The 22,895-nt window shown below is 50.3% G+C and carries 23 protein-coding genes and 1 CRISPR repeat array; of the genes, 18 read left to right on the top strand and 5 right to left on the bottom strand.

Translation table 11 applies throughout. From position 1 onward, the window contains the following. The first annotated feature begins 27 nt into the window (after positions 1–27). The 9 genes from cas7i to cas2 are packed head-to-tail and all read left to right on the top strand — an operon-like array spanning position 28 to position 7,506. Positions 28–1,005, top strand: a complete 978-nt coding sequence (gene cas7i, locus HG1285_RS12915; RefSeq protein WP_008286680.1) for a type I-B CRISPR-associated protein Cas7/Cst2/DevR — start codon at positions 28–30, stop codon at positions 1,003–1,005. Continuing rightward, positions 986–1,624: a type I-B CRISPR-associated protein Cas5b gene (gene cas5b, locus HG1285_RS12920; RefSeq protein WP_008286679.1), complete on the top strand. Its 639-nt coding sequence runs from the start codon at positions 986–988 to the stop codon at positions 1,622–1,624. The genes cas7i and cas5b overlap by 20 nt, the downstream gene beginning before the upstream one ends. Further along, a complete protein-coding gene (gene cas8a1, locus HG1285_RS12925; protein ID WP_008286678.1) occupies positions 1,615–3,075 on the top strand; it encodes a type I-B CRISPR-associated protein Cas8b1/Cst1 in 1,461 nt (486 codons plus the stop codon). The genes cas5b and cas8a1 overlap by 10 nt, the downstream gene beginning before the upstream one ends. After that, positions 3,075–3,638, top strand: coding sequence for a hypothetical protein (locus HG1285_RS12930; protein WP_008286677.1), 564 nt, complete (start codon positions 3,075–3,077; stop codon positions 3,636–3,638). Before cas8a1 ends, HG1285_RS12930 begins: the two co-directional genes overlap by 1 nt. A 1-nt stretch (position 3,639) precedes the next feature. After that, positions 3,640–4,017, top strand: a complete 378-nt coding sequence (locus tag HG1285_RS18705; RefSeq protein ID WP_008286676.1) for a CRISPR-associated endonuclease Cas3'' — start codon at positions 3,640–3,642, stop codon at positions 4,015–4,017. 59 nt (positions 4,018–4,076) lie between these two features. Then, positions 4,077–5,783, top strand: coding sequence for a CRISPR-associated helicase Cas3' (gene cas3, locus HG1285_RS18095; protein ID WP_008286675.1), 1,707 nt, complete (start codon positions 4,077–4,079; stop codon positions 5,781–5,783). After that, entirely contained in the window at positions 5,764–6,285 is a 522-nt protein-coding gene (gene cas4, locus HG1285_RS12935; protein WP_008286674.1) for a CRISPR-associated protein Cas4, read from the top strand. Before cas3 ends, cas4 begins: the two co-directional genes overlap by 20 nt. Then, entirely contained in the window at positions 6,257–7,228 is a 972-nt protein-coding gene (gene cas1b, locus HG1285_RS12940; RefSeq protein ID WP_232219454.1) for a type I-B CRISPR-associated endonuclease Cas1b, read from the top strand. Before cas4 ends, cas1b begins: the two co-directional genes overlap by 29 nt. After that, positions 7,225–7,506: a CRISPR-associated endonuclease Cas2 gene (gene cas2, locus HG1285_RS12945; RefSeq protein WP_008286672.1), complete on the top strand. Its 282-nt coding sequence runs from the start codon at positions 7,225–7,227 to the stop codon at positions 7,504–7,506. The genes cas1b and cas2 overlap by 4 nt, the downstream gene beginning before the upstream one ends. A 2-nt stretch (positions 7,507–7,508) precedes the next feature. Here cas2 and HG1285_RS12950 read toward each other — a convergent pair whose 3' ends face one another. After that, positions 7,509–7,682 (bottom strand): hypothetical protein, encoded by a 174-nt coding sequence (locus tag HG1285_RS12950; RefSeq protein WP_008286671.1) that lies wholly within the window; start codon positions 7,680–7,682, stop codon positions 7,509–7,511. A 281-nt stretch (positions 7,683–7,963) separates the two neighbouring features. Continuing rightward, a CRISPR array of direct repeats spans positions 7,964–8,591; the repeat unit is 29 nt; unit sequence GTTCTAATGTGCCGTTGTGGAGTTGAAAG. Between the two features lie 110 nt (positions 8,592–8,701). On the opposite strand from HG1285_RS12950, the gene HG1285_RS12955 reads away from it, so the two are divergent. Genes HG1285_RS12955 through HG1285_RS20450 form a run of 5 tightly spaced genes read left to right on the top strand, consistent with a single transcriptional unit; the run spans position 8,702 to position 12,335 of the window. Then, complete coding sequence (locus tag HG1285_RS12955; protein WP_008286670.1) at positions 8,702–8,917, top strand: FeoA family protein; 216 nt, start codon at positions 8,702–8,704, stop codon at positions 8,915–8,917. A gap of 47 nt (positions 8,918–8,964) precedes the next feature. Then, positions 8,965–9,669 (top strand): hypothetical protein, encoded by a 705-nt coding sequence (locus HG1285_RS17215; protein WP_008286669.1) that lies wholly within the window; start codon positions 8,965–8,967, stop codon positions 9,667–9,669. Between the two features lie 9 nt (positions 9,670–9,678). Beyond that, positions 9,679–11,766 (top strand): ferrous iron transport protein B, encoded by a 2,088-nt coding sequence (gene feoB / locus HG1285_RS12960; RefSeq protein WP_008286668.1) that lies wholly within the window; start codon positions 9,679–9,681, stop codon positions 11,764–11,766. Between the two features lie 9 nt (positions 11,767–11,775). Then, on the top strand, positions 11,776–12,048 hold the full coding sequence (locus HG1285_RS20455; RefSeq protein WP_008286667.1) for a Uma2 family endonuclease: 273 nt from the start codon (positions 11,776–11,778) through the stop codon (positions 12,046–12,048). Beyond that, on the top strand, positions 12,048–12,335 hold the full coding sequence (locus HG1285_RS20450; protein WP_008286666.1) for a Uma2 family endonuclease: 288 nt from the start codon (positions 12,048–12,050) through the stop codon (positions 12,333–12,335). The genes HG1285_RS20455 and HG1285_RS20450 overlap by 1 nt, the downstream gene beginning before the upstream one ends. Here HG1285_RS20450 and HG1285_RS12965 read toward each other — a convergent pair. Next, entirely contained in the window at positions 12,298–14,502 is a 2,205-nt protein-coding gene (locus tag HG1285_RS12965) for a carbon monoxide dehydrogenase beta subunit family protein (RefSeq protein ID WP_008286665.1), read from the bottom strand. The two genes, HG1285_RS20450 and HG1285_RS12965, sit on opposite strands and share 38 nt — an antisense overlap. A gap of 57 nt (positions 14,503–14,559) precedes the next feature. Between HG1285_RS12965 and HG1285_RS12970 the strand changes: the two genes are divergently transcribed. Next, complete coding sequence (locus HG1285_RS12970; RefSeq protein WP_008286664.1) at positions 14,560–15,033, top strand: hypothetical protein; 474 nt, start codon at positions 14,560–14,562, stop codon at positions 15,031–15,033. Here the strand turns inward: HG1285_RS12970 and HG1285_RS12975 are convergent. After that, positions 15,030–18,041 carry an efflux RND transporter permease subunit gene (locus HG1285_RS12975; protein WP_032496394.1) on the bottom strand — a complete coding sequence of 1,004 codons (3,012 nt, stop codon included), beginning with the start codon at positions 18,039–18,041 and terminating at the stop codon, positions 15,030–15,032. The two genes, HG1285_RS12970 and HG1285_RS12975, sit on opposite strands and share 4 nt — an antisense overlap. A 14-nt stretch (positions 18,042–18,055) precedes the next feature. Between HG1285_RS12975 and HG1285_RS12980 the strand changes: the two genes are divergently transcribed. Together HG1285_RS12980 and HG1285_RS12985 are read left to right on the top strand one after the other, a co-directional pair. Beyond that, a complete protein-coding gene (locus tag HG1285_RS12980; RefSeq protein WP_032496393.1) occupies positions 18,056–19,117 on the top strand; it encodes an efflux RND transporter periplasmic adaptor subunit in 1,062 nt (353 codons plus the stop codon). Then, positions 19,114–20,346 (top strand): TolC family protein, encoded by a 1,233-nt coding sequence (locus tag HG1285_RS12985; RefSeq protein WP_008286661.1) that lies wholly within the window; start codon positions 19,114–19,116, stop codon positions 20,344–20,346. Before HG1285_RS12980 ends, HG1285_RS12985 begins: the two co-directional genes overlap by 4 nt. Here HG1285_RS12985 and pheA read toward each other — a convergent pair whose 3' ends face one another. Both pheA and HG1285_RS12995 read right to left on the bottom strand, forming a co-directional pair. Next, on the bottom strand, positions 20,347–21,435 hold the full coding sequence (gene pheA, locus HG1285_RS12990) for a prephenate dehydratase (RefSeq protein ID WP_008286660.1): 1,089 nt from the start codon (positions 21,433–21,435) through the stop codon (positions 20,347–20,349). It abuts the gene before it with no gap. Positions 21,436–21,457: 22 nt separating this feature from the next. Next, positions 21,458–21,685 (bottom strand): hypothetical protein, encoded by a 228-nt coding sequence (locus tag HG1285_RS12995; RefSeq protein ID WP_008286659.1) that lies wholly within the window; start codon positions 21,683–21,685, stop codon positions 21,458–21,460. A gap of 94 nt (positions 21,686–21,779) precedes the next feature. Between HG1285_RS12995 and HG1285_RS13000 the strand changes: the two genes are divergently transcribed. Further along, the gene (locus tag HG1285_RS13000) at positions 21,780–22,868 is read left to right on the top strand and encodes a radical SAM protein (protein ID WP_008286658.1); all 1,089 of its coding nucleotides are present in this window, start codon (positions 21,780–21,782) and stop codon (positions 22,866–22,868) included. Positions 22,869–22,895 lie beyond the last annotated feature (27 nt).

The following is a 22,895-nucleotide window of genomic DNA, read 5'->3' as shown; positions in this document are numbered from 1 at the left end:
TATTACATAAACAAGGAGGTAAAAAGCATGGGAGGATTAACGCTAACTATCATTACCGCCAAAGCGACCAGCCTTAACTATGGCGAGAGTGTGGGGAACGTGTCTGTTCTCAAGAAGCTCTCTTTGGGAGACGGCTCTCAGAAGACCTTCGTATCTGACAAGGCGCTCAAGTATGATATGCGCAGGAAGGGTAAAGAAGAGAAGGGCTGGAGACTGCTGGACGAGAGGTTAAAGGAGTACGTTGCCAAGAACACCGAAAACAGCACTCTGGATGTGGATTCCTTCGGCGAGGCTCTTGTCAAGGATTACGAGGAGTTTGACCTCTTCGGGGGACTCTTTACTAACCTCAAGACCGACAAGAAGGTCAAGCTTAGCTATGGCGACAGTGTAAAAAGGGTGTGTCCCGTTAAGGTGACCTACGCTTTCTCAATTTCTCAGTTTTCGGGCGACATGAACTTCCTCAACAACATAGACGCCTACAACAGATACATAAAGCATGTGGAAGACAAGCCTGAGCAGGCGATAGCTAACTCGGAAGAACACACCTCTCACTACCTTTACACCGTAACCGTTGACCTTGACAGGGTTGGGGTGTGGGAGAAGGAGGATGGAACGACCGAAGATGTTCTGGACAACAAAGAGAAGGCAAAGAGAGTCCTTGAGCTGCTGGAGATAATCAAGACGCTCAACCGTCAGATAAAGGGAAGGTGGGAGAACCTATCTCCCGTATTCGTAGTGGGAGGTGTCTTCAGCGTGAAGCATCCCTTCTTCATGGAAGGCGTGGAGGCTGTGGAGGACAGGGACAAGCTCTGGCTAAACACACAAAGGCTAAGTGAAAGCTACGACTACCTGCCGGAAGGAGAAGAGGCTGTTGTGGGCATGCTTTCCGGGGTCTTCGGAAACGAGGAGGATATAAGGGAAGCTCTCGGCGCCGGGTCGGTTGCTGAAGCGTTCAAGAGGCTCAAAGAACAGGTGAGGGAGTACTATGGAGTGTCTGAAGTTTGAGCTATATTCTCCCTGCGCCACCTTCAAAACGCCGTTTTCTCTGAAGGGTATAGAGACCTACCCTCTCCCGCCTTACTCTACCGTGATAGGACTTCTATACACAGCTCTGGGCAGGAAGTGGGGAGGCGAGGAGTTTTCTATCTCGGTTCAGGGGGACTACGAGGCGATATTTAGGGACTATATAAGGTTCAGGAAATATAACCGCAAAGATAAGGAGATTGCGGTTCTGCCTCTTGAAGTGCCAAGGCTTTATAACCTACGCTGTGTGGTTCACCTATTGGGAGAGGGTGAGATTATCGGCAGTTTCATTAAAGCTTTACAGAAACCGAAGGTGTACCTGTTTCTGGGAGGAGGAGAGTATCCTGTGTGGATAAAGAATCCGAGAAGAGTAGAGGTGGAGGAAAGAGAGGTTGAACTTGAGACGACATACTTAGCTTTCGTTCCCGAGTCAAAGTATCGGCTCTTTGACCAAACCGGTGTGCCTTTCCGCCTGCCTTCTTTTTACGAGGTAGGTGAGGAGAAAACCTACCGGTGGGAGCGGGTGTATTTCCTGCCTAAGTCCAGCATAGTGGAGGGTAGGCTCCTTGTTGATAGGGAGGGGGACGTGGTATGGGTGTGAGGTTTTACGCAGACAGCTGGCTTACCGCCTCTGCGGGTGTAGGACTTTTGAGAGCTTTGGAGAATACGGGATACAGGTGGGAGGATTTCGTAAAAGGGAACACCATAGAACTTGATGAGGAAGTTTTTGAGAAGCTGCCGGAGATTTACAGCCAATACCTGCTCAGAGACCTCAGCCTTGAAAGGTTCAGGGAGATTTTGGAGAAAAGGAAGGAGAAGTTCAACCTATACAACACGGTTGTGTATGAAAAGATAAACGACTTCTTCTCCAACAGCCCTCTTACCAATCCATCGGGAACTAAGAAGGTAGGTGAGGCTTTCAACGTACTTTTAGAACAGGAAGAAGATATACAACAGCTATTCTCGGAAGGTAAAAAGCTTATAGCAGAGTTCGTAAGAGAGAAGTTCTCAGAGATCCTCAACTATCAAAAGAGCAAAAAGGTCTGCTACTTCTGCAAAGAGAGGCACGCTTACATAAAGAAGGGCAAGGTCAAAGTCCTTGATGCAACCAACTTCACGCCGCTCGCCGCCAGTCTTGATACGGTAGAGAACTTCTTCTGGGAAGGCAAAAGCAACATGTATCTCTGTCCCGAGTGTGAGATATTCTTATACTTCTCAGCCTTCGGCTTTCATAGAACGCCTGCGAGGACTTATCTGTTCGTGTATCTCCCAGACCTTGAGAACACCAAGAGAATGAACGACCTTCTAAGAGCCGAAACAGACCTTCGGTCATTTATGAACAGGACAATCGTTGAGGCATCAAAGATACTCGCAGGTAGGAAGGCGGACTGGATTCTCAGGAACATCTACATCGTTGAGATTGAGAAGGTGGGGGACGCTCAGTCCAATATTTATACGCTCAGTATAACTCCGAGGCTGGCGAGCGCTATAAAGGAAAACATAGACAAATATCCGCAAGTCTTTAACAACCTCTTTGAGGTCTTTCTTGAATACGTTTACTCCGGCAGGAGTCTTTACGATTTCATATACAAAATACTGTCAGGATTCTTTTATAAACAGCGTTATAAAAGACTGAGTGGTAGAAATGCCCAGCTAATAAAGAGTGGCATGGGCTTTAAAAGTTATCTGCCTTTTGGCTTGACCTACTTCATCAAATTTCAGGAGGTGTTGGAGATGGAAGACAGAGAGAGAGTTAGCAAGCAGGTTAATTGGGCTTACAGCGAGGGCTTGACTCTTAAGAACACCTACGAGCAAAGCATGGGCAAGGAGAAGGCAAACAGAAAGATAGAGGGGATTTCTTACAGACTCCTTGACGCCATACGTAGAAGGGACACGGACGCCTTCCAGCAGAACCTCATACGTGCCTACCTTGAGGCTGAGAGGGAGATACCTTACGTCTTCGTAGAAGCTCTCAAGGATGGGAGCTTTAACAGGATAGCCTACGCCTTTTTGATAGGGTTGAATGGGAAAGGTAAAGAGGAGGTGGAGTGATGGTTAGAGCTGTGGTTTTTCTTCTTTTGAGTTGGTTTATTCTTTCTTTCGCCAAACCGCCTGCTCCCTTTGGGCTTGAGCTGGGTAAAACAACCGAGAAGGAGTTTCTAAAGGTGGTAAAGCAAAAGGGTTGGAATATAGAGAAGTCAGGCTACAGGATCATAGAAGCAGATATAACTAACCCGGATGTAACAGGTTACGCCATTTCTGGTATAAACCTTGATAAACTCAGTGAGGCCGTATTCTGGTTTTACAAAGGCACCTTGTTTAAGATTGTTTACACCTTTAGCGAGGACATGCAGAAGAATACCTTCTACCTATACTTTGACCAGCTGAAAGCCAAATATGGGAAACCTTCATCCTACAGAAAGCCATGGCTGTCCGATGGGGAAGCCGTTTGGAGGTTCGGGAATGTTAAGCTTGAACTGTACTGCCCATGGGTAGGTAGATCAACCTATATCCTTTACGTTCACACTCCCTTGGACAGGAAAGCGGAGAAAAGCGATGAGGCTTACTACAGGAAATACATAAGGGAAAAGAGCAAAAAGACAGAGGGGTTGTGAGGTGGAGTCTACCGCTCTCTCCGCCCTCTGGGCTAAGTCCGACGGTACGACCATAAGAGAGCATACCGATAAACTGCTGGAGAACCTGAGATTACTGCAAGAGCTCTACGGCGAGCTGATAGAGGACGCTCTTGAACCTGAGGAGAGGGAAACCTTCTGGAAAGCCCTTGAGCTTGCCTGCGAGTATCACGACTACGGGAAACTCCACTGCCGGTTTCAGAAGAAGGTAGGTAATCCCGATTTTAAGAAGATTAAAACTTCCCTGCCGGAGGTCAAGCACAACCTCTTGTCTCCCGCATTTTTGCCGGATATTGGGGACAAGGCTCTAAAAACGCTTGTGTCTCTTGCGATACTCCACCACCACGATTACGAACCTTAAGTGACAACATAGATAAGGTTGAGAGAGTTCTCAAGGAGGAGTTCGGCAAAAGTCTGGACTTGAGCCATAAGAGGATACTCAAGCAGCCCGAGTGGGAGGCGGTCAAAAGGCTGGAGGAGAGGGAGGGAAAAGAGTTCACACGCTTTTACACATTGCTTAAAGGTTTTCTTCTGAGAATTGACCACGCCAGCAGTTCAAAGCACGGTGCGAGCGTGGAGATTAAAAGATTAAGAGACAGCGAGGAGAGGGTTAAGAACTACCTTCTTGCCAAAAAGAACAGCGAGCTGAACGACCTCCAGAAGTTTGTCTTAGAAAACAGAGAAGATAACCTTCTCGTGGTCGCATCCACGGGATACGGAAAAACGGAGGCGGGCTTTATCTTCCTCAAGGACAAGGGCTTTTTCACCATTCCTATCAGAACCTCCGCAAACGCCATATTCGGCAGGGCGAGGGAGGTGTTCTCCGAAGAAGAGGTAGGGCTTCTGCACTCCACTGCACCTTTGTTTTTACTTGAAAACTCCGAAGACAGGAGGAACTTTGACAAGAGCACCATCGTCAGCGACATATTCCTGACAAAGAACTTTGCCAAGCCTCTGATAGTCTCCACTCCCGACCAGCTCTTTCCCTTTGTCTTCAGACCTAAGGGTTTTGAGAAGTTTCTATCTCTGTTCTCTTACTCAAGGGTGGTGATTGACGAAGTCCAGCTCTTTGAACCTCAGACGCTCGGGTTTCTGGTGAAGGCGATAGAAAAGGCTCACCAATTCGGCGGAAAGGTAATGGTGATGACCGCAACTCTTCCCTCCTACGTTCGCAGAGACCTGCAAGGTATAGACCTCAAGGAGGGTAGATTTATAACGGATACCGTCAGGCACAACGTAAAACTGATCCCAATGTCCATCACAAGCGGGGAAGGGCTGAAGTTAATAAAGAGCCTCTCCGAAAGGGGTAAAGCCCTCGTGATAACCAACACACGGACTAAAGCTCTGGAGCTGAAAGAGGCTCTTGGGGTGGGAGAGGTTTTGCATTCATGGTTTATTCAAAAAGACAGAAAAAAGAAAGAGGAGGAGATAAAGGACTTCTTTGACTCTGAGGAAAAAGGTCTGTGGATAACAACTCAGATCGCGGAGGTCTCCCTTGACCTTGATGCGGACTTTCTGATAACAGAGCTCTCCACTGCAGACTCGCTCCTGCAGAGGATGGGAAGGGAGAACAGGAAGGGAGTAAAGCCGGTGGACGAGCCAAATGTTTTTGTGTTTACCGAAGAGTGTTCGGGTATAGGTAATGTTTACAGAAAGAGCATTCACGAGATAACCAAGGAGAAGCTCAAAGAAGGCTTGATTGATGAGGAGTGGAAGCTGGGCTTTGTGGAGGAGGTTTACTCTGCTCTTGAAGAAAGGGACAGGGAATACATCAGCAAATACGAAGAGGCTAAGAGATACATAGACGACCTCTGGGTGCTAAGGGAAAAGTTCTTCAACAAGAGGGAAGCTCAGGAGATGTTCCGTGACGTCCTGAGCGAGGTGGTTATCCCTGAGGTCTTCAGAGGGGAGGTGGAGCCTCTGGTGGAGGAATACCTGCAGGAGAGGGATACGATCAGGAAATTGGAGCTTTTCTCGGAGGTGCTGGGATACACTTTCAGTTTGCCTTACTATCGGGAGGTAAGACTTCAGCCTGTAAGGGGTCTTAAGGGGATTTTCTGGGCAAGCGGGAACTACTCATCAGAGACGGGTTTTGTGGAGGGAGAGGGTGGGGGTAATATCCTCTGAGGAGAAGAAGGAGCTTAAGTTCAAAGGCACTCAGGTTGCCTACGCTGTGGTCTGCCCGAGGAAGCTGTGGCTCTTTTCCAAGGGGATTACGATGGAACACGCCTCAGACAGGGTGGCTCTGGGAAAGTTCTTAGACGAGGAGAGCTTCAAGCGTGAGGAGGGCTTTTCGGACGAGAACGTGAGTATTGACTTCATAACCTCTGAGGAAGGTGTAGTTGTTCACGAGGTCAAAAGCTCAAAGGCTCTGGAAGAGGCTCATATATTGCAGGTCAAGTATTACGTCTTCTATCTCAAGAGCAAAGGCGTTCTGGTCTCACACGGACTTCTGCACTATCCGAGGTTGAGGAAAATAGAGAGGGTGGATCTGTCGGAGGAGGACATAAGGGAACTGGAAAGCGTTCTGTCCCGCATAGAAGAGGTTCTCTCCCTTCACACTCCACCGAAGGTGATAGATAAGCCTTACTGCAAGAAGTGTGCTTACTACGAATTCTGCTATGGGTAGGAGCTACTTTATCCTGAGCGACGGCAGTATAAAGAGAAAGGAGGACACCGTTCTCTTTCAGAACTCCGAGGTGAGGAAGGTTATACCTATTGAGGATATAGATGAGATTTTCGTGCTGGCAGAGGTTTCTCTGACCTCAAAGGTTCTCAAGCTGATGGCTGGGAAAGGCGTGGCTCTGCACCTGTTCAACCGCTACGGCTTTTATACTGGGAGTTTCTATCCGAGGGAGACCAACGTATCAGGATTTCTGGTAATCAGGCAGTCCGAACACTATCTTGACTACGAGAAGAGGCTTTTCCTCGCCAAGTCCTTCGTCCTCGGAGCTATTGAGAACCTTTCGGACATATACAAGCTTGAGGCAGAGGATTACCTTAAAAGGCTCGCTGAATGCAAGACTGTAGAAGACGTCATGAGCGTGGAGGGAGACTTCAGGAAGAGATGCTACACGGAGCTTGAGAAGATGACGGGTCTTGAATTCGGAACAAGGAGCAAGAGACCTCCTCAGAATCCGCTCAACGCCCTCATCTCCTTCGGAAACTCCCTCGTCTATGCCAAGGTCTTGGGGGAGATATACTTCACTCAGCTCAATCCCACCATCAGCTACCTGCACGAGCCCTCCACAAAGAGGTTCTCCCTTTCTCTGGACGTGGCGGAGATATTCAAGCCAATACTTTCGGACGGACTCATACTAAGACTCCTTCGGAGTGGAAAGCTAAAAGAAGAGCACTTCGTAAACGAATCGGGCATGTGTTATCTCAGCAAAGAAGGGGCAAGGATATTCCTCTCGGAGCTTGACCAGCTTTTGAACAATACCGTAAAACACAGGAAGCTTAAGAGAAAGGTTTCCCACCGTAGTCTGATTAGGCTTGAGCTTTACAAGCTAATAAAACACCTCGTCGGAGACAAGGTCTATCAACCTCTAATATACAGGAGCTTAAGGTGAAGGTAATTCTCGTTTACGACATAGCCACGGAGGAACCGAAAGACCAGCAGAGGCTAAACAAGGTCAGGAAGATAGTCAGAAGATACATAACTCACGTCCAGAAGTCCGTTTTTGAGGGAGAACTGACCAAGTCCAAGCTGGAGAGAATGAAGTCGGAGATACTGAGGGTGGTGGACAGAGAAAAGGATTCTGTGATTATATACGTTCTTGAGGACAGCGCCAAATACGAGCGCCAACTGCTTACGGACGTGCCTGATCTGACAGACAATATCCTGTAAGGTTAGGGGTCAACCATGTTTAGCTTGGAACGAAGGTCTTTTAACTCCTTTAGCTTCTTGGCGATAAGCTCTCCCATGGTGGTCTTCTTCTTGATGCTTTCTATCCTCAGCTCTTCCCACACATCCTTGGGCAGGGAGACAGTAGTTCTGACGTAGCCTCTTTTCTTTTTCCTCATACTAATAATGCTATACTATTAGAGGCATTAGCAGGACGTAAGAGCCTGCCGGCTCCTTGACAACTGAATAGGGTGTAGCGGTTTATGGTGCATCAAAATGCCTTGATGTTTTGATGCCTTGATGATACCCTTCTGAGCTTATTGACTTGCAAGGGCTGGAAGCACCTAATTTTTGACCCTTTTTGCAGGACTGACGATTTTCGGAAATTAACTTCATTTGCGAAGACAGGGTGTTGCGTAATTCTTTGATTTGGCTTATATTATTGGACGGCTCGTTTGGGGTTCTAATGTGCCGTTGTGGAGTTGAAAGGCCAAGAACATAGTCAAAGGAACAGCCCTTTACGAACGTTCTAATGTGCCGTTGTGGAGTTGAAAGTGTATATCCCGAACCTTACCCGTTGCCCTTCCCATTCGTTCTAATGTGCCGTTGTGGAGTTGAAAGTCTTTTTCCTCAATTACGGGATAGAAAAATTTTTCCTTGGTTCTAATGTGCCGTTGTGGAGTTGAAAGTAAAAACTTTGGGGACGAACTTGTATCTCAGTATTCGTTCTAATGTGCCGTTGTGGAGTTGAAAGAAATTTGCTGAGCGTATTACCCAAACGGATAAAGCGGTTCTAATGTGCCGTTGTGGAGTTGAAAGTAGCTACTACCTCCTTAAGAAATTTTTAATACACTTGTTCTAATGTGCCGTTGTGGAGTTGAAAGCGGGATATACCTAACAGCTTTATACGCAAAGGTGTCATATAGTTCTAATGTGCCGTTGTGGAGTTGAAAGTTCGTCAAATAAGGCTCTATATTCACCAGCTTTATTAGTTCTAATGTGCCGTTGTGGAGTTGAAAGGTTCTCAAACATCCTCGCCAGCCGGACGTTGTCTATCATGTTCTAATGTGCCGTTGTGGATATACGCCCACATTGCCTATTTCCCGCCGTAATCAGAGGAAGTTTTCTACAGGCTCAAAACACGTTGACAAACCAATTTTGAGATTGTATCTTAATATCATAATAGGAGGTAGTTAGGATGAACATGGAGGCGCTCCAGCTCGGTCAGGAATTCACTGTAAAGCACATCAGAGACAAAGATAACCCCATAATGAGAAAGCTGTATGCTATGGGTTTAAAAGAGGGTAAGAGGGCTAAGCTCCTTCTCAAGAACGGTAGAGTTTATCTGCTGCGTCTAAATAACTCAAGGCTGATAATAGATAGAGACCTTGCCAGGTTCATAGAAGTCGCCTAACTATGCCTCCTCTTTCTGGTGCCTTTTTGAGATTTTGTCTCAAAATTGTGCTCCTCTTTACGCTCGTTACTCAGTCATACGCCTACTTCCCCTTTATGGGAGAAGATGCCCAGACTATAGGGCGACCTTTCGGCTTTGAGCTTGAGAACAACCTTACCTATTTCAGGTATTACGACGGAACCTACCACCAGGATTATATATTCCAGCTCGCCGTAGGAGTGAAGAAAAACCTTGACTTGGCGGTTTTTGTCCCTTACAGCAAGTTCTATGACGGCAGTGAACTTGAAGGCTTGAATGACTCCGGCTTCTACATGAAGCATGTTCCATACAAAAGAGATTTCAAGTTTGGCTACCTGCTCCAGATAAACTTTGATACCGGAAAGGAAGGCATAGGCTACGGTAAAACGACAGGCAACCTGAACCTAATAGGAGAGATTGAGGCGGGCGGAACGATATACAACGCCAACATAGTTTATATTAAATCGGGGCACGTGGAGGAGTTGAGGGACTCATACGGGGTTATATTGGGCGTATTCAAAGAATACAGGGATGTCCTATCCTACGGAGTAGAGCTGAAGGTTCTGAGACCAGAGGACAGAGATATACAAGTCCTTGATACGCACATACTTGCTGGCGTGGTTTACCATCACAAGCCTAACAAGGACATCGCGTTAGGTGTCCACAAAACCCTTACAGAGCACACTACATTCGTAGATTACGGGGTTCTCTTAGGATTGCTTACATCTTTCTGAGGTGTTTGAATGAAAAAGGTTATAAAGGTCGCGGTGGCAGGCAATCCCAACGTCGGAAAGACCACCATACTCAACCAATTAGCCGGGACTTCCCTTAAGGTCGGCAACTGGCCTGGGGTCACGGTTGAGAAGAAGGAAGCGGTAGTAAAGTTCAATGACTACGAAATACACTTCATAGACCTGCCGGGTATATACACCCTTGAACCCATATCTGAAGATGAGAGGATAGCGGTTCACTTCCTTGAAGAGGAAAAACCCGACGTCATTCTCAACATAATAGAAACTCCCAACATTGAGAGGAACCTACTCCTTACCGCTGAATTACTTGAGTTCGGTGTGCCTATGGTGGTCGTCCTGAACATGATAGACGAGGCTAACCGGCTGGGCATAGAGGTTGATGATAGGAGAATGGAGGAACTCCTTGGAGCCAAGGTGATCAAGACGATAGGTAGGACTGGGGTGGGGGTAAAGGACATACTACCTGCGGTAGTCTCAGCTTACGAAAGCAACGCCATACCAAAGCCCATAGTTTACGGAGATGTTTTGGAAGAGGGTCTCAATAGTGTTTACGAAAGGATAACGAATAAAGACGTAAACAAACACGACCTCATCAAATACATCACCGAAGGTGAAGAGTTTTCGGATATAAAGAAGGAGCTGGAGGAAAAGGCAGGTAAGAAGGTTCACGACCTCATAAGCGATGAGAGATACGCCTTCGCTCACGGGCTTTTTGCGGAGGTGGTCAAGAAGAAGGGGGTTTCCGCAAGGGACATAACGGATGCGGTAGATCGGATCGTCCTTCACCCTTATCTGGGCTTTGTGATATTCATAGGGGTTATATACCTCGTCTTTAAGTTCTCCTTTGACTTCGCCTCTCCCTTCGTGGACTGGATAGATGGGTTCATAAACGACTTCCTCGCTCCGCTCTCTTACTCAGCCCTGAATGCACTCGGTCTGCCTGAATGGTTCCTAAGGTTCTTTGCGGAGGCGGTGGTTGGTGGAGTGGGCTTTGTGCTCACCTTTGTTCCGCTGATAGCGAGTCTTTACTTCTTCATCACCTTCCTTGAGATGTCGGGCTACATACCACGGGTTGCCTTCCTGATGGACAGGTTCATGCACCGGATAGGGCTTCACGGAAAGAGCGTTATACCTCTGATACTCGGTTTTGGTTGCAACGTCCCTGCCATAGTGGCGACGAGGACAATGGAGTCAACGAGGGACAAGCTCTTGGTGATAATGATGATACCCTTTATGAGCTGCCCTGCAAGGCTGGTGGTCTTTGCCTTCTTCGTCTCAATATTCTTCAAGAACAACCCTGCTTTGGTGATAACATTCCTATACCTTTTGGGAATACTCGTTGCTCTCCTGACGGGCTTTCTCCTGCGTAAGACCGCTTACAAGGGATCAATGATCCACTTCGTCATGGAGCTTCCGCCCTATAGACTGCCTTCTCTAAAAAGTGTTCTCACGATAATCTGGGTTCACGTTAGAGACTTCCTCTACAGGGCTGGGACGCTCATATTCGGAGCGTCTATCTTGATATGGCTACTCCTGAACCTGCCTCCGGGTGTTAAGAACCCTGCGGACAGCGTTGCGGGTGGGATAGGTAAGGCGCTCGTCCCGATCTTTGAACCCATGGGAATAGACAACTGGAAGGCTACAACCTCTCTGATACCCGCCTTCCTCGCAAGGGAGATAGTCATAAGCTCCATGGGAACCATATACACTTCTGCGGAAGGGATTGAACCTAAGGAAGAAGAGGATTTTAAGTTCTCAGAGGCTTTGAAGGATCAGGTGTTAGGTCTCGGGCTTGCATTTAAGGATGCGGTCAGTTCTATGCTGACTCTGAGCATAACCTCTCTGCAGGTGGAAGAGGAGGGTGAGGATACACTCAGAGAGTTAATAAGAAAGGACTTCACGCCCGCAAGTGCCATGGCGTTTATGGTCTTCATACTCATATACACCTCTTGTCTCGGGACTTACGCCGTGATGGTGAGGGAGATAGGCAAGATCAGGGCTACACTCTTCTTGGGATACAGCTTCGTGATGGCGTGGTTTATGGGCTTTGTGGTTTACAGGGTGATGATGGTGTTTTAAATTAGTCCTATGACCACAAAGGAAAAGCTCTGGACTTACAAAGACTACCTTGAGCTCGGAGACGGCAAAAGATACGAGGTTATAGAGGGAGAGCTTATCATAGCACCTGCACCAACACCCTACCATCAGGCAGTTTCAAGGAACATAACCTATGCTATGTGGGATTATGTAAAGAATAAAAAACTCGGCGTGGTTTACGATGTACCTATAGACGTGGTTCTTGACCAGAATAACGTCCTCCAGCCGGATATCCTCTTCATATCGGAAGAAAGAAAAAAATAGTGGGTGATAAAGCTATAATGGGCGTTCCAGACCTTATGGTGGAGATAGTCTCTCCTTCCACCCTCGGTAGGGATACGGTGCGCAAAAAAGCCATATACGAAAGGTTTGGCGTTAAAGGGTTCTGGCTTGTCTATCCAGATATGAAATGCGTTGAAGTCCTAACCCTTAGAAATGGCAGATACCAGCTCCACGATGAGGGCTGTCTTGAAGGAGAAAAAGACTCCGTTTCCTCAAAGGTCATAAAGGGTTTTAGGCTCGGGCTGAGGGAAGTTTTTGAGCCCTCTTGACAAACCTCTCTAACTTTTCCGGGTTCATACCGCTCAGGGATACGTCCGCTTCCGGGTGTCCGTATAGGTTGCACAAGGTTACTATCTTTGTATCGGTGTGTTTTCTGAGGAGTCTTATTACGAAGTCCGTTCTGTAGCAGTGGACTCCCAGCATCAGGGTTAGGTCGTGTTTGCCGTGGAGTATGGATATGTGAGGATTGGGCGGGTCTATCTCCCTCGCAGGGTCAAATTCCTTGTTCTTGGGTCTGTAATCCGGGAGTATGTGAACGTTGAGATACGGGAATAGGTCTTTTAGCTTTCTGACCAGTTCTGCCTTCTTTCTCGCCTCCTCGTTCCAGCTCCAGAGCACCAGAGGTCCCACTATTATGGTGGGTCTTTCCGCCTTTAAGAGCATGTCCACCGCAAGATCAAGGGCTCTGTCGTACTCGGTCTTCTCGCCGTTTATAAAGCCTACGTTCTTGTCCTTCTCCTTGACTATGGGCAGGCGTGTTCTATCCTCCTCGGGACCGGAGACCGCCTTGGGTATCTTGTAGTACTCGGGTATGAACTCCTTAAGAGGTTCTGAAGGGTTAGGTCTTTCCCTCTTCTGCTTCTCGTGTTGATCTTCTACCTTCTTGAGAGGTGCGAGGAGTTTCTCGGAATCTTCTACAAAGAGGTCAAGCTCTACCTGAAACTCTCCGTGATAGGCTTTCTCTTCCTCTTCAACGCCGAGGTCGTAGCAGGTAGTCCCGATTATATCTATTAGGACGCCGTTTGCCCCCCACTCTTTGGCTTTTCTGAATATCTCGTATCTCTTTTCGTAGAACTCGTAACAGCAGTGTCCTATGTAGGTGTAGCCGTTCTGACCGCACCACTGGAGGGTGTCTCTGAGCATCTCAAAGCTGGTTATGGTAATGGGTATCATACCCCTCTCGTAAGCCATACGGTAGAGGTCTCCCACGGTGCAACCACCGCACTCTCCGCAGTCGTCGGTGTGTCTGTAATCGCACCAGGCGGGCTTTGCGCAGTAGGGAAGGAGCATAACCTTCGCCTTCTGTATGTTCTCCTTCAGCCCTCCCCCGATGCTTCCTATTACCTTATTCAGTTCTTTTTTTTTAAGCCCCAGCTCCTGAGCCTCTAACTTTCTGAGCGGGAACATGACCGCCTCTACGAAGTCATCAACCTTCAGGTTAACGCTCTCAAACTCCTTGCCCTCAAAGAACTCCCTTATCCTCTTCTCAACGTCCTGAACGGGAGTGTGCTTGAGATAAGCCTCAAGGTCGTATATGAGCCTCTTGGGATTTACGAAGAAGTCGCCGTTTATAACCACCTGCTGGAGTAGGTTTCTCTCCGTGTCCACCTTGGCGGAGACCCTGAAGGTTCCACCCGGACACCTGTATATACCGAAGAGAACCTCTGAGCTATCGGGAGCACGCTTGATGTTATAGACCCACTCCTCGCTCCTGAAGTAGCCCTTCTTCTCCTCTAAGAGCTTCTTCTCCTCCTCGGTGAGGTCTCCCCACTGGGTCTCTATGCCGAACTCCTCCTCAAAGGCTTCCACGAACGCCTTGAATATCTCCTCTCTATCGGGTATCCTTCCCAGCTCTTTCTTCAGCCAAGAGACCCTGTCCTCCGCAGCCTTTATGCCCTTGGAGGTGAGCTTCTCAACGGGTATCTGGAGGGACTTTAGCATCCTCTCCACGTTGAAGTCCACGAGCACCGTTCCCTGATAGAGGAAGGCGCTACCTTCAAAGACTCCTCCCGTCCCTGAGATCTTCTTACCTTCCACCTCTATGTCGTTTCTGGGTCTGAACTCAGCCTTTATGCCCAACTTGTTGAGAGCTTTTGCCGCAGCCTCACATATCTTACGGGTTATCTCCTCGTAGCTGAGGTTCCCAAAGTCCCTTCTGTCAGCTATCACCTCCCAGCCTATCTGGGTCTCGTCAAAGTATATGGCACCACCGCCTGTTATCCTCCTTCCCACGTCTATACCTTCTCTGGAGGTGTACTCTTCCCTTATCTCTTCCTCTACGGACTGATGGTAGCCCACCAAAACGCACTCGGGTTTGAACTGGAGGAACCTTATGGTGTTGGGTATCTTACCCTCTGACTTGAGGTCAAGCATTATCTGGTCAAGAGCCATGTTCTCATAGTGAGGTCTCTGTCCTGTATATACAACTCTCCACATATCTCCTTCCTCCGCAAGTGCAATTATACAAGAGTGTAAGACATATATTTAGAAAGCATGCTGACTAAGGTCATCTACCTTGGACTTCTGGCGAGTGTCCTTTCCTGCTCCGCTCTCGTTGAGGAGAGGAGGGCTGGTTCCTGCACGGTGGTGGACGACCCCGTAGGTTCTTACGGAACGTTAGAGGTCAACTGCCCTGAGCTGAACTTCACACTCCTTTATGACAACTCCCCCGACGGCAGAGACCCTCTAATACTCAGTATGGAGGGGATTGATGGAGAGCGTGTCCGGAGTAAAAGGATAGAGCCTTTCTCTGTGAAGACCGGAGACGGTGAAACCCTCTCGGGTTGGGCTTACAGGGAGGAGTGGAGAGTTGGAGGGCATAGGCTTACAGCCCATGAGTACTTCGTGAACGGTGGAACCGCCTGCTACGAGGAAGAGGAGAGGGCGGTGATAAGGCTGCACCTGAAAGGTTCTGATATAACCCTCCTGAATTACTACCGGGAGGAGACCGACTGCGGCGGTACTTAAGCTCTCTTCAGTTTGAGTCTCAAACCCTCAAAGAACTCATAAACGGTGGGTATAACGAAGAGGCTCAGGGGTAAAGCGGTTATCAATCCACCTATGACCGAGAGAGCTAAAGGCTTCCTTAGCTCCGCACCCTCCGTGAGACCAAAGGCTACGGGAAGCAGGGCGAACATTATCGTCAGCGTGGTCATCAGTATGGGTCTGAGCCTCTCCTTTCTCGCCTTCATTATGGACTCCCTTACGCCCTCTCCCTCCTTCCTGAGCTGAACTATCCTCTCTATAAAGAGCACCGAATCCCGGGCAACTATCCCTATCAAAAGGATTATCCCGAAGTAAGAGGGGACGCTAAGACTGTTATTGGTCAGGTAGAGGAGTCCAAAGACTCCTGCAACGGCAAGGGGAAGGGTGAGCATGACTGTGAAGGGGTGCAAGAGGCTCTCAAAGAGTGAAGCGAGAACCATGTAAACTCCCACGACGGCGACGAGCAGCGCGAGGGCGAGCCCGGCAAAGGCTCTCTTGAACTCCTTGGTCGCTCCGGTGGGCTCGAAGGTGTAGCCCGGTGGAAGTGTATTCCTTAAGAAGTTTTCTATCTCCTCAACGGCGGTTCCTAGGCTCTTATCCTGGAGGTTGGCGAAGAGTATAAAGGAGTACTGCCTGTTGTAGCGGTTTATCACGCTGTATCCCGGTGCGAGCTCATACTCCACGACTGACGTTATGGGAACGAGACCGCCGTCCCTGCCCCTGACGTAAACCCTGTTCAGGTTCTCGTACGTTTTAAGGAAGCCCTCCCTCGCCTTGATGTAGACGTCGTAGCTCTCAGAGCCAAGCTCGTATGTCCCGAGCCAGAGCTTGCCAAACAGTGCGTTCAGCGTGTCCCCCACATCCTTCACGCTCAGACCCAGGTCGTAGAGTCTGTTCCTGTCAATGGTTATCCTGACCTCGGGCTGGTTGATCCTTATGTCTGTGTCAACGTCCGTGTAACCACCTACCTCGTCAAGGTAAGCCTTCAGCTTTCTCGCTATCCTGCCGAGCTCTTCAAGGGAGTCTCCCCTGACAACGTACTGTATGTCCGTCTGCCTGCCCCCGCGCGCTCCTATGACGGAAGGTACATCAACCGAAGCTCTGACGTCCTTTATCTTCCTTATCTCTCTCCTGACCATGTTCATGACTTCCCTCTGGTGGGGTCTCTCCCTCCTGTCCTTGAGAGTTACGAAGAACATTCCCCCGTTCACCGTTGGGCTGACGAGACCCTCCCCAACAGCCATGCCGTACCTGAGGACGTGAGGGTTGCTCACGAGCACCTTTTCTATCTCTTTTGCCTTCCCGTTGGTGAACTCAAAGGAGGAGCCCAGGGGCGTCTCAAACCGCACTATGAACCTTCCCTCGTCAACGAGGGGGAAGAACTCCTTCTTCACAGCTTTAGCCAGCTGGAAGCCAACCACCACAGAGCCAACAGAAAAGGCCAGCACCACGAGCTTGTGGTCTAAGGACCACCTGAGGGCTACGTCAAAGAGCTCTTCAAACCTCTCATAGGCACGCATGAAGGGGTTCTTATGTCCTGAAGAAACGAGGCGAGCGGACAGCATGGGCGTGAAGGAGACCGATACGAGGAAAGAGACCGCTATCGCGGTGATCAGGGACAGGGTAAATACACCGAAGAAAGTCCCTATGGGTCCCTTTAGGAACAGCACAGGAAGGAATATGACTATCAGGGAAGAGGTTGAGGCGAGCAATGCGAATATAACTATGCGGGTTCCCCTCTCCGCCGCCTGAACTCCTCTGAGACCTTCCTCGTTCCTCCTGTATATGCTCTCAAGGACGACTATGGCGTCGTCAATGACTATGCCCACGGCCACGGCGAGGGCTAAGAGGCTCATAGTGTTGAGGGAGTTACCCGTCAGCTGCAGGACGAAGACGGTTCCCAGAATGGAGATGGGTATGGCTGACACGGGTATGAGGGTGAACCTGACGCTCCCCAGGAATAGGAACACCACGAGGGCTGTCAGCAGGCTTCCCACCACTATCTCGTGGACAGCGTCGTTGATGCTCCTCTTTATGAACACGGAGGCGTCGTAGTTTACGTCTATCTTCACTCCCTTGGGCGCTATCTTACGGAGCTCTTCAATCTTAGCCCAGACCCTCTCAGCGGCGGCAACTGTGTTGGACTTGCTCTCCTTGTAGATTATCAGGGCTACAGCGGACTTCAGGTTGAACCTTACAGCGTTCCTCCTTTCTTCGTAGGAGAACTCGGCACCGCCCACGTCAGAGAGCCTGACCCCGTTCCTTATAACGAGCTCGTTCAGCTCGCTCGCGTCCTTGAACTTGCCTACTATCCTGAGTATGTACTCTCTGTCCTTTGAGTAGATCACGCCTGCGGGCGTCTCTACATGGTTCCTCTTAAAAGCCTCTATGACGTCTCCCACTGTCAGGTTGCGCGCGTGGAGCCTCTCGGGGTCAATCCTTATCCACATAACCCTGTCCCTGAAACCGCCCATGTGAACCTCTCCCACGCCCCTGAGCCTCTCAAACTCCCTCTTGACAACCTTGTCCGCAAAGAAGGAGACCGTCTCGTAGTCCGCATCTCCGTGAACGAGAACCGCTATTATCGGAGCGAGGGAGGTGTTTAACTTCCTCACAACGGGAGGGTCAACCCCCTGGGGCAGCCTTCTGAAAGCCCTCTGGGCTATGTCCCTGACCTCCTGAGCCGCTACGTCTATGTCCTTATCAAGGTCAAATATAACCGTTACCCTGGAGAGCCCCGCGTAGCTCTTGGAGATGATGGCGTCTATACCGCTTATGCTGGCGAGGTCTTCCTCCACCACCCTTGTCACCGTCGTATCAACCACGTAGGGGTTAGCACCTTTGTAGACCGTGCTTATGGTTACCATAGGGAAGTCCACATCGGGAAAGCGATCAACGGCTATATTCTTGTAGGCGTATACACCGAGTATCACGAAGGAGAGCATGAGCATGAAGGTGGTGACGGGGCGATTTATGAAAAACCTATACATAGGGAGATTATAATATGCGTATGACCCGCCAGTCAGCGCTCCTACTTCTCCTCCTAACAGCCCTTCTGCTCGCCTGTGACGCAAAGAAGGAGGAGAAGACTGCCCGGAAGGAGAGGGTCTTTCAGGTTAGAACCCAGCCTGTTAAGAGCGGTGAACACTACCTCAAGTTCAGGACGAGCGGTTTCTTTGAGCCAGTCCACAGCCTCCGTGTGCGACCCGAGGTCAGCGGCAGGGTGGAAAGGTTCTACGTTGAGGAAGGGGACAGGGTAAGGGAAGGTGAACCCCTTCTGAAGATAGAGGATTCCCTTTACAGAGCTGCTTACGAGGAGACCCTCTGGAAGCTCCGCCAGTCTGAGAGAGAGCTCGCCAACGTAAGGGCGGTCTACGAACGGAGAAAGAAGCTCTTTGAGAAGGAGCTAATAAGTAAGGAGGAGTTTGAGGAGTCCAAGACCAAGCTTGAGTCCCTCTCGGCACAGGTTGAATCCCTGAGAGCCTTACTTGAGAGGAAAGGGCTGGAGCTGGAGAAGACCACCCTCAGGAGTCCCATAGATGGCTACGTTCTCAGGAGGTTTGTGGAAAAGGGGGATTACGTGACTCCCCAGAGGGACACCTACGAGGTGGTCAAGACCTCTCCCCTTCGCCTCGTCTTCAGCGTCCCCCAGGAGGTTGTGAAGGTGCTCCGCAAAGGTAGCGAGGTGAAGGTTGTAGCGGACGGAAGGAGCTTCAGGGCGGAGGTCAGCTACATATCACCCTCGGCGGACAAGAACAGGCTCTTCACCGTTAAGGCTCTTCTCAGGAACGAAGGAGAAGCCATAAGACCGAACTCTTACGCGGAGGTCAGCTTCAACCACAGGAAGGTGAGGGCTGTCTCGCTCCCAGAGCAGGCTGTCCAGCTCTCCCAGAGGCAGAGCTTTGTATGGGTGGTCAGGGATTCCCGTGCGGCAAAGCTTCCCGTTGAAGTCTTAGCCCACGAAGAGGGGAAGGTTCTCGTCAGGGGTGATTTCAAAGAGGGAGACAGAGTCGTGGTTGAGGGACTTCTGTTCCTGTACGAAGGGGCTAAGGTGTCCGAGCGATGAGACTCTTCCTGCTGTTGTTCCTCGTAGCGCTGGGCTGGGGGCTGACCTTGGAAGAAGCTAAGAGGCTCGCCCTCCAGAACCACATAGATAGCGTGAAGTCGGAACTTGAGCTTAAGAGGCTGGAGGAGAGGATAAGGGAGGTCAAGGGGAGCGTGCTACCCTCGGTAGTCCTTAGCGCCACCTACACCCGTTGGGACAAGAACTACATATCTTCCTTCGTGCCCGAGAACAAGTACTTCGTTAACCTCAACCTGAACCAGCCCCTCTTTGACAGGAGCGTGTGGAAAGCCCTCAGACTGGCAAAGCTCAGCAGGGAGCTCCAGGAGCTTATTACAGACGAGGTGAGGGTAAGGTTGCTCGCGGAAGTAGAAAAGCTCTTCTGGGCTGTTCTCTTGAAGAGGGAGGTTCTTGCCGAGAAGAGGGAGTCCCTGAGTTACTGGCAGGACTACTTCACACTCGTCAAGGAGAAGTACGAGAGGGGGATAATCCCCAAGTACGAGTTCCTGAGGGCGAGGGCTCAGCTCAGACAGGCGAGGGCAGACCTGATAAGGGCGGAGAGCGATCTCAAAACGTCTCTGAACAGCCTCAGGAGCTTCCTGGGCGTTGACGGAGAGCTGGAACCCGAAGGAGAGTTCAGGAGGATGAGCATAGAGCTGAAGGACCCCTTCGGGGTGCTTGAGAAAAAGAATCCAACGCTGAAGGTCTTGAGAAAGACGTACAGCCTCAGACAGGCTACCGTTGAGCTCAGGAAGTCCGACTACTACCCGAAGCTATCAGCCTTCTTTAATTACAACTTTGAGAACATCATGGACTTTGAAGGGGGACAGCTGAAGGAGGACACGAGACACGGCTACAACTTCGGGCTGCGCCTTGATTACACCCTCTACGACGGGAGCAAGAGGAGCGCACGGGTCTTGCAGGAGAGGATAGAGGGTAAGAAGGTTCTTAGGGAGATAGAGTTCACCAGGAACAAACTTAGGAACGAGCTTGAGTCCCTGCTTGCGCAGCTGAGGAGCGCCGAGGAGGAGCTTAAGGCGAGGGAAGACACGCTCCTCGCCTCTCAGGAGTCCCTGCGTTTTGCCACGGAAAGGTACGCCGAAGGCGTCGGTTCACAGATAGAGCTCCTTGAAGCGAGGCAGAGCTACGAGCAGGCTAAGCTCTCTCTTCTGAGCGCGATATACAACTACAACGCTATACTGGCAGACCTGAAGGCTCTGCTGGGTATGTAACTACTCGCTGAGGAGTGCCCGCGGGTAGGAGCCGAGTATCTTTACCATCTGGGTTCTCTCTCCGAGCTTCTTAAGAACCCTCCTGACCCTTTCGTCCTCCCTGTGTCCCTCAAGGTCAACGAAGAAGACGTAATCCCAAGCCCTCCTGCGGGACGGTCTGGACTCTATCTTCGTCAGGTTTACCCCCTCCTCGTAGAAAGCCTCAAGGGCTCTGTACAGCGCCCCGGGCTCGTCTCTGACGGCGAATATTAGGCTCGTCTTGCCCTTGCCCGTCGGCTTCATCTCCCTCTTTGAGACTATCAGGAAGCGTGTGAAGTTGTCGGAACTCTCCTGTATGTTGCTCGCCACTATGTTCAAGTGATAGGTGTAGCTTGCCACTTCGCTCGCAACCGCACCAGACCCCTCCTCCTCCAGAGCTATCTCGCAGGCTTTTGCCGTGCTCTCGGTCTCTATGAGCTGGGCGTCGGGGAGGTTCTTCTCAAGCCAACTCCTGCACTGACCGAGCGCCATCTTGTGGGAGTAGACCCTCCTTATGTCGGACAGGCTTTCGGAGCTTGAGAGCAGGTGGAGGTTTATGGGTATGACGACCTCACCGGATATCTTCAGCTCGCTCTCAAGGAACATGTCAAGGGTGTAGTTGACCACGCCCTCTATGGTGTTCTCCACCGGAACCACGCCGTAGTCCGTCCGCTCCGATTCAACCTCCACGAAGACGTCCCTTATGGTGGCGCAGGGGACGTACTGAGCCGAGAAACCGAAGTACTCAAGGGCGGCCTGATGGGTGAAGGTGGCTTTTGGACCCAGGTAGGCTATCCTCAGGGGTTTCTCAAGGGATAGACAGGCGGAGATTATCTCCCTGTATATGTGGACGAGGGCTTCCGAAGGGAACTCCTCCCCGAACTTCTCCCTGTTCAGGCTGAGGATCTTCTCAAAGATAGCCCTCTCCCGCTCAGGGACGTGTATCTCCAGGTTGTTCCTCTTCTTTATATCCCCTATCTCACGGGCGAGCTTAGCCCTCTCGTTCAGCAGACGGAGGATCTCCTCGTCTATGCGGTCTATCTTCTCCCTTAACCTCTTCAGCTCATCCACAGAGTTAATTTTATCAGGGAGTTCAGCCTTCCATCTCGTTCACGGTGGCTCCATCAAAGAGCCCGTGCTCCACAGCGACATGGACGAGGGCGAGCTCATCCTCGGAGAGGCTCTTGCCCTTCAGAACCTGACGGATAAACTCCCGAACAACCTCCTCAACCGTATCCTCGGTTATGTCATCTATCTGTATCTCGTCCCTCTCTGCCACGAACTTTCCAAAGCTCACGGCGAGCTCCTGTAAGTCTGCCATCCTTTTCCTCCAGAATTTGTAGGTTAAAGCTTATTCCCGAGCGTCCTGAAGTTGATGATATAGCTCAAGGGGAATATCCTTTAAACTCGTAGGTATGGACGCCCAGAAGAAGCTGAGGCTTCTGTCAAAGCTCGCGAGGTTTGAGTGCGAGAGGGAACCGGAGCTTGAAGGTTGCATATACAACGCCTCCACCCCGAGGGGCAAGAAGCCCATACTCAAGGTAATGCAGTCAACTTACTGCGACAAAAACTGCGATTACTGCGTCTTCAGAAGGGACAGGGACTCAACCCCCCGGCTGTACATACCTCCCGAAGAGCTGGCGAGGGGTTTTATGGAGCTTTACAGGAAGGGAAGGGTTCAGGGCTTGTTCCTGTCCTCAGGTATATTCGTCCACCCGGAGGTCACTATGGAGAAGCTCATAGACACCGCGAGCATACTGAGAAGGAGATACGGCTACAGGGGGTACATACACCTCAAGCTCATGCCGGGTGTGAGCCTCCAGACCCTTGAAGAGGCGGTCAGGCTGGCGAACAGGGTGTCCATGAACATAGAGGCACCCAACGAAGAAAGACTGAAGGGTATAGCGAGGGGGAAGAGCCTCAGGAAAGAGATACTTCCCAACATGGTTCAGGTCAGCAGAGTCCTTGAGAACTACGAAGGGAAGAGCCACATAACGCAGGTGATGGTGGGTGTGAACGGGGAGACGGACGAAGAGCTCCTGAAGAGTTCCCAGTACCTTTACCGCAAGGTGGGTCTCAACAGGGTTTATTACAGCGCCTTCTTCCCGGTGAGGGAGACACCCCTTGAGGACAAAGCTCCTGAGTCCAAGAAGAGGGAGCACAGGTTATACCAGGCCGACTTTCTCATACGGGACTACGGCTTCTCCTGGGAGGAACTACCCTTTGAAGAGGGTAGGTTGCCCGAGGGGAAAGACCCCAAGGAGGCTTGGGCGGAGAGGAACCCTAACTTTTTCCCCGTTGAGCTCAACAGGGCTGACTACGAAACCCTCCTCAGGGTGCCCGGGATAGGCAGAAAGGCAGCCAAGGAGATAGTCAGCAGGAGGCTGAGGGGAGCCCTCAGAAAGCCCGAAGACCTGAAGGGCATAAGGAACGCCAAGAAGATACTCAACTACGTCACACTCATGGGCAGGTATTATGGCACTGAGACATACCTCAGAGGATAAGTCCGTTCTCAGGAAGCCCTATTGGGT

The sequence above is a fragment of the Hydrogenivirga sp. 128-5-R1-1 genome, from assembly GCF_000171895.1.
Note: the sequence above shows the minus strand (reverse complement) of the source record. Positions and strands in the feature narration are given on the sequence as shown.

What these genes read in the sequence shown, in the direction of transcription:
- cas7i (WP_008286680.1), top strand. Translation starts at nt 28, where the DNA reads ATGGGAGGATTAACGCTAACTATCATTACCGCCAAAGCGACCAGCCTT.
- cas5b (WP_008286679.1), top strand. Translation starts at nt 986, where the DNA reads ATGGAGTGTCTGAAGTTTGAGCTATATTCTCCCTGCGCCACCTTCAAA.
- cas8a1 (WP_008286678.1), top strand. Translation starts at nt 1,615, where the DNA reads ATGGGTGTGAGGTTTTACGCAGACAGCTGGCTTACCGCCTCTGCGGGT.
- HG1285_RS12930 (WP_008286677.1), top strand. Translation starts at nt 3,075, where the DNA reads ATGGTTAGAGCTGTGGTTTTTCTTCTTTTGAGTTGGTTTATTCTTTCT.
- HG1285_RS12950 (WP_008286671.1), bottom strand. Translation starts at nt 7,682, where the DNA reads ATGAGGAAAAAGAAAAGAGGCTACGTCAGAACTACTGTCTCCCTGCCC.
- HG1285_RS12955 (WP_008286670.1), top strand. Translation starts at nt 8,702, where the DNA reads ATGAACATGGAGGCGCTCCAGCTCGGTCAGGAATTCACTGTAAAGCAC.
- feoB (WP_008286668.1), top strand. Translation starts at nt 9,679, where the DNA reads ATGAAAAAGGTTATAAAGGTCGCGGTGGCAGGCAATCCCAACGTCGGA.
- HG1285_RS20455 (WP_008286667.1), top strand. Translation starts at nt 11,776, where the DNA reads ATGACCACAAAGGAAAAGCTCTGGACTTACAAAGACTACCTTGAGCTC.
- HG1285_RS12965 (WP_008286665.1), bottom strand. Translation starts at nt 14,502, where the DNA reads ATGTGGAGAGTTGTATATACAGGACAGAGACCTCACTATGAGAACATG.
- HG1285_RS12970 (WP_008286664.1), top strand. Translation starts at nt 14,560, where the DNA reads ATGCTGACTAAGGTCATCTACCTTGGACTTCTGGCGAGTGTCCTTTCC.
- HG1285_RS12975 (WP_032496394.1), bottom strand. Translation starts at nt 18,041, where the DNA reads ATGTATAGGTTTTTCATAAATCGCCCCGTCACCACCTTCATGCTCATG.
- HG1285_RS12980 (WP_032496393.1), top strand. Translation starts at nt 18,056, where the DNA reads ATGCGTATGACCCGCCAGTCAGCGCTCCTACTTCTCCTCCTAACAGCC.
- HG1285_RS12985 (WP_008286661.1), top strand. Translation starts at nt 19,114, where the DNA reads ATGAGACTCTTCCTGCTGTTGTTCCTCGTAGCGCTGGGCTGGGGGCTG.
- HG1285_RS12995 (WP_008286659.1), bottom strand. Translation starts at nt 21,685, where the DNA reads ATGGCAGACTTACAGGAGCTCGCCGTGAGCTTTGGAAAGTTCGTGGCA.
- HG1285_RS13000 (WP_008286658.1), top strand. Translation starts at nt 21,780, where the DNA reads ATGGACGCCCAGAAGAAGCTGAGGCTTCTGTCAAAGCTCGCGAGGTTT.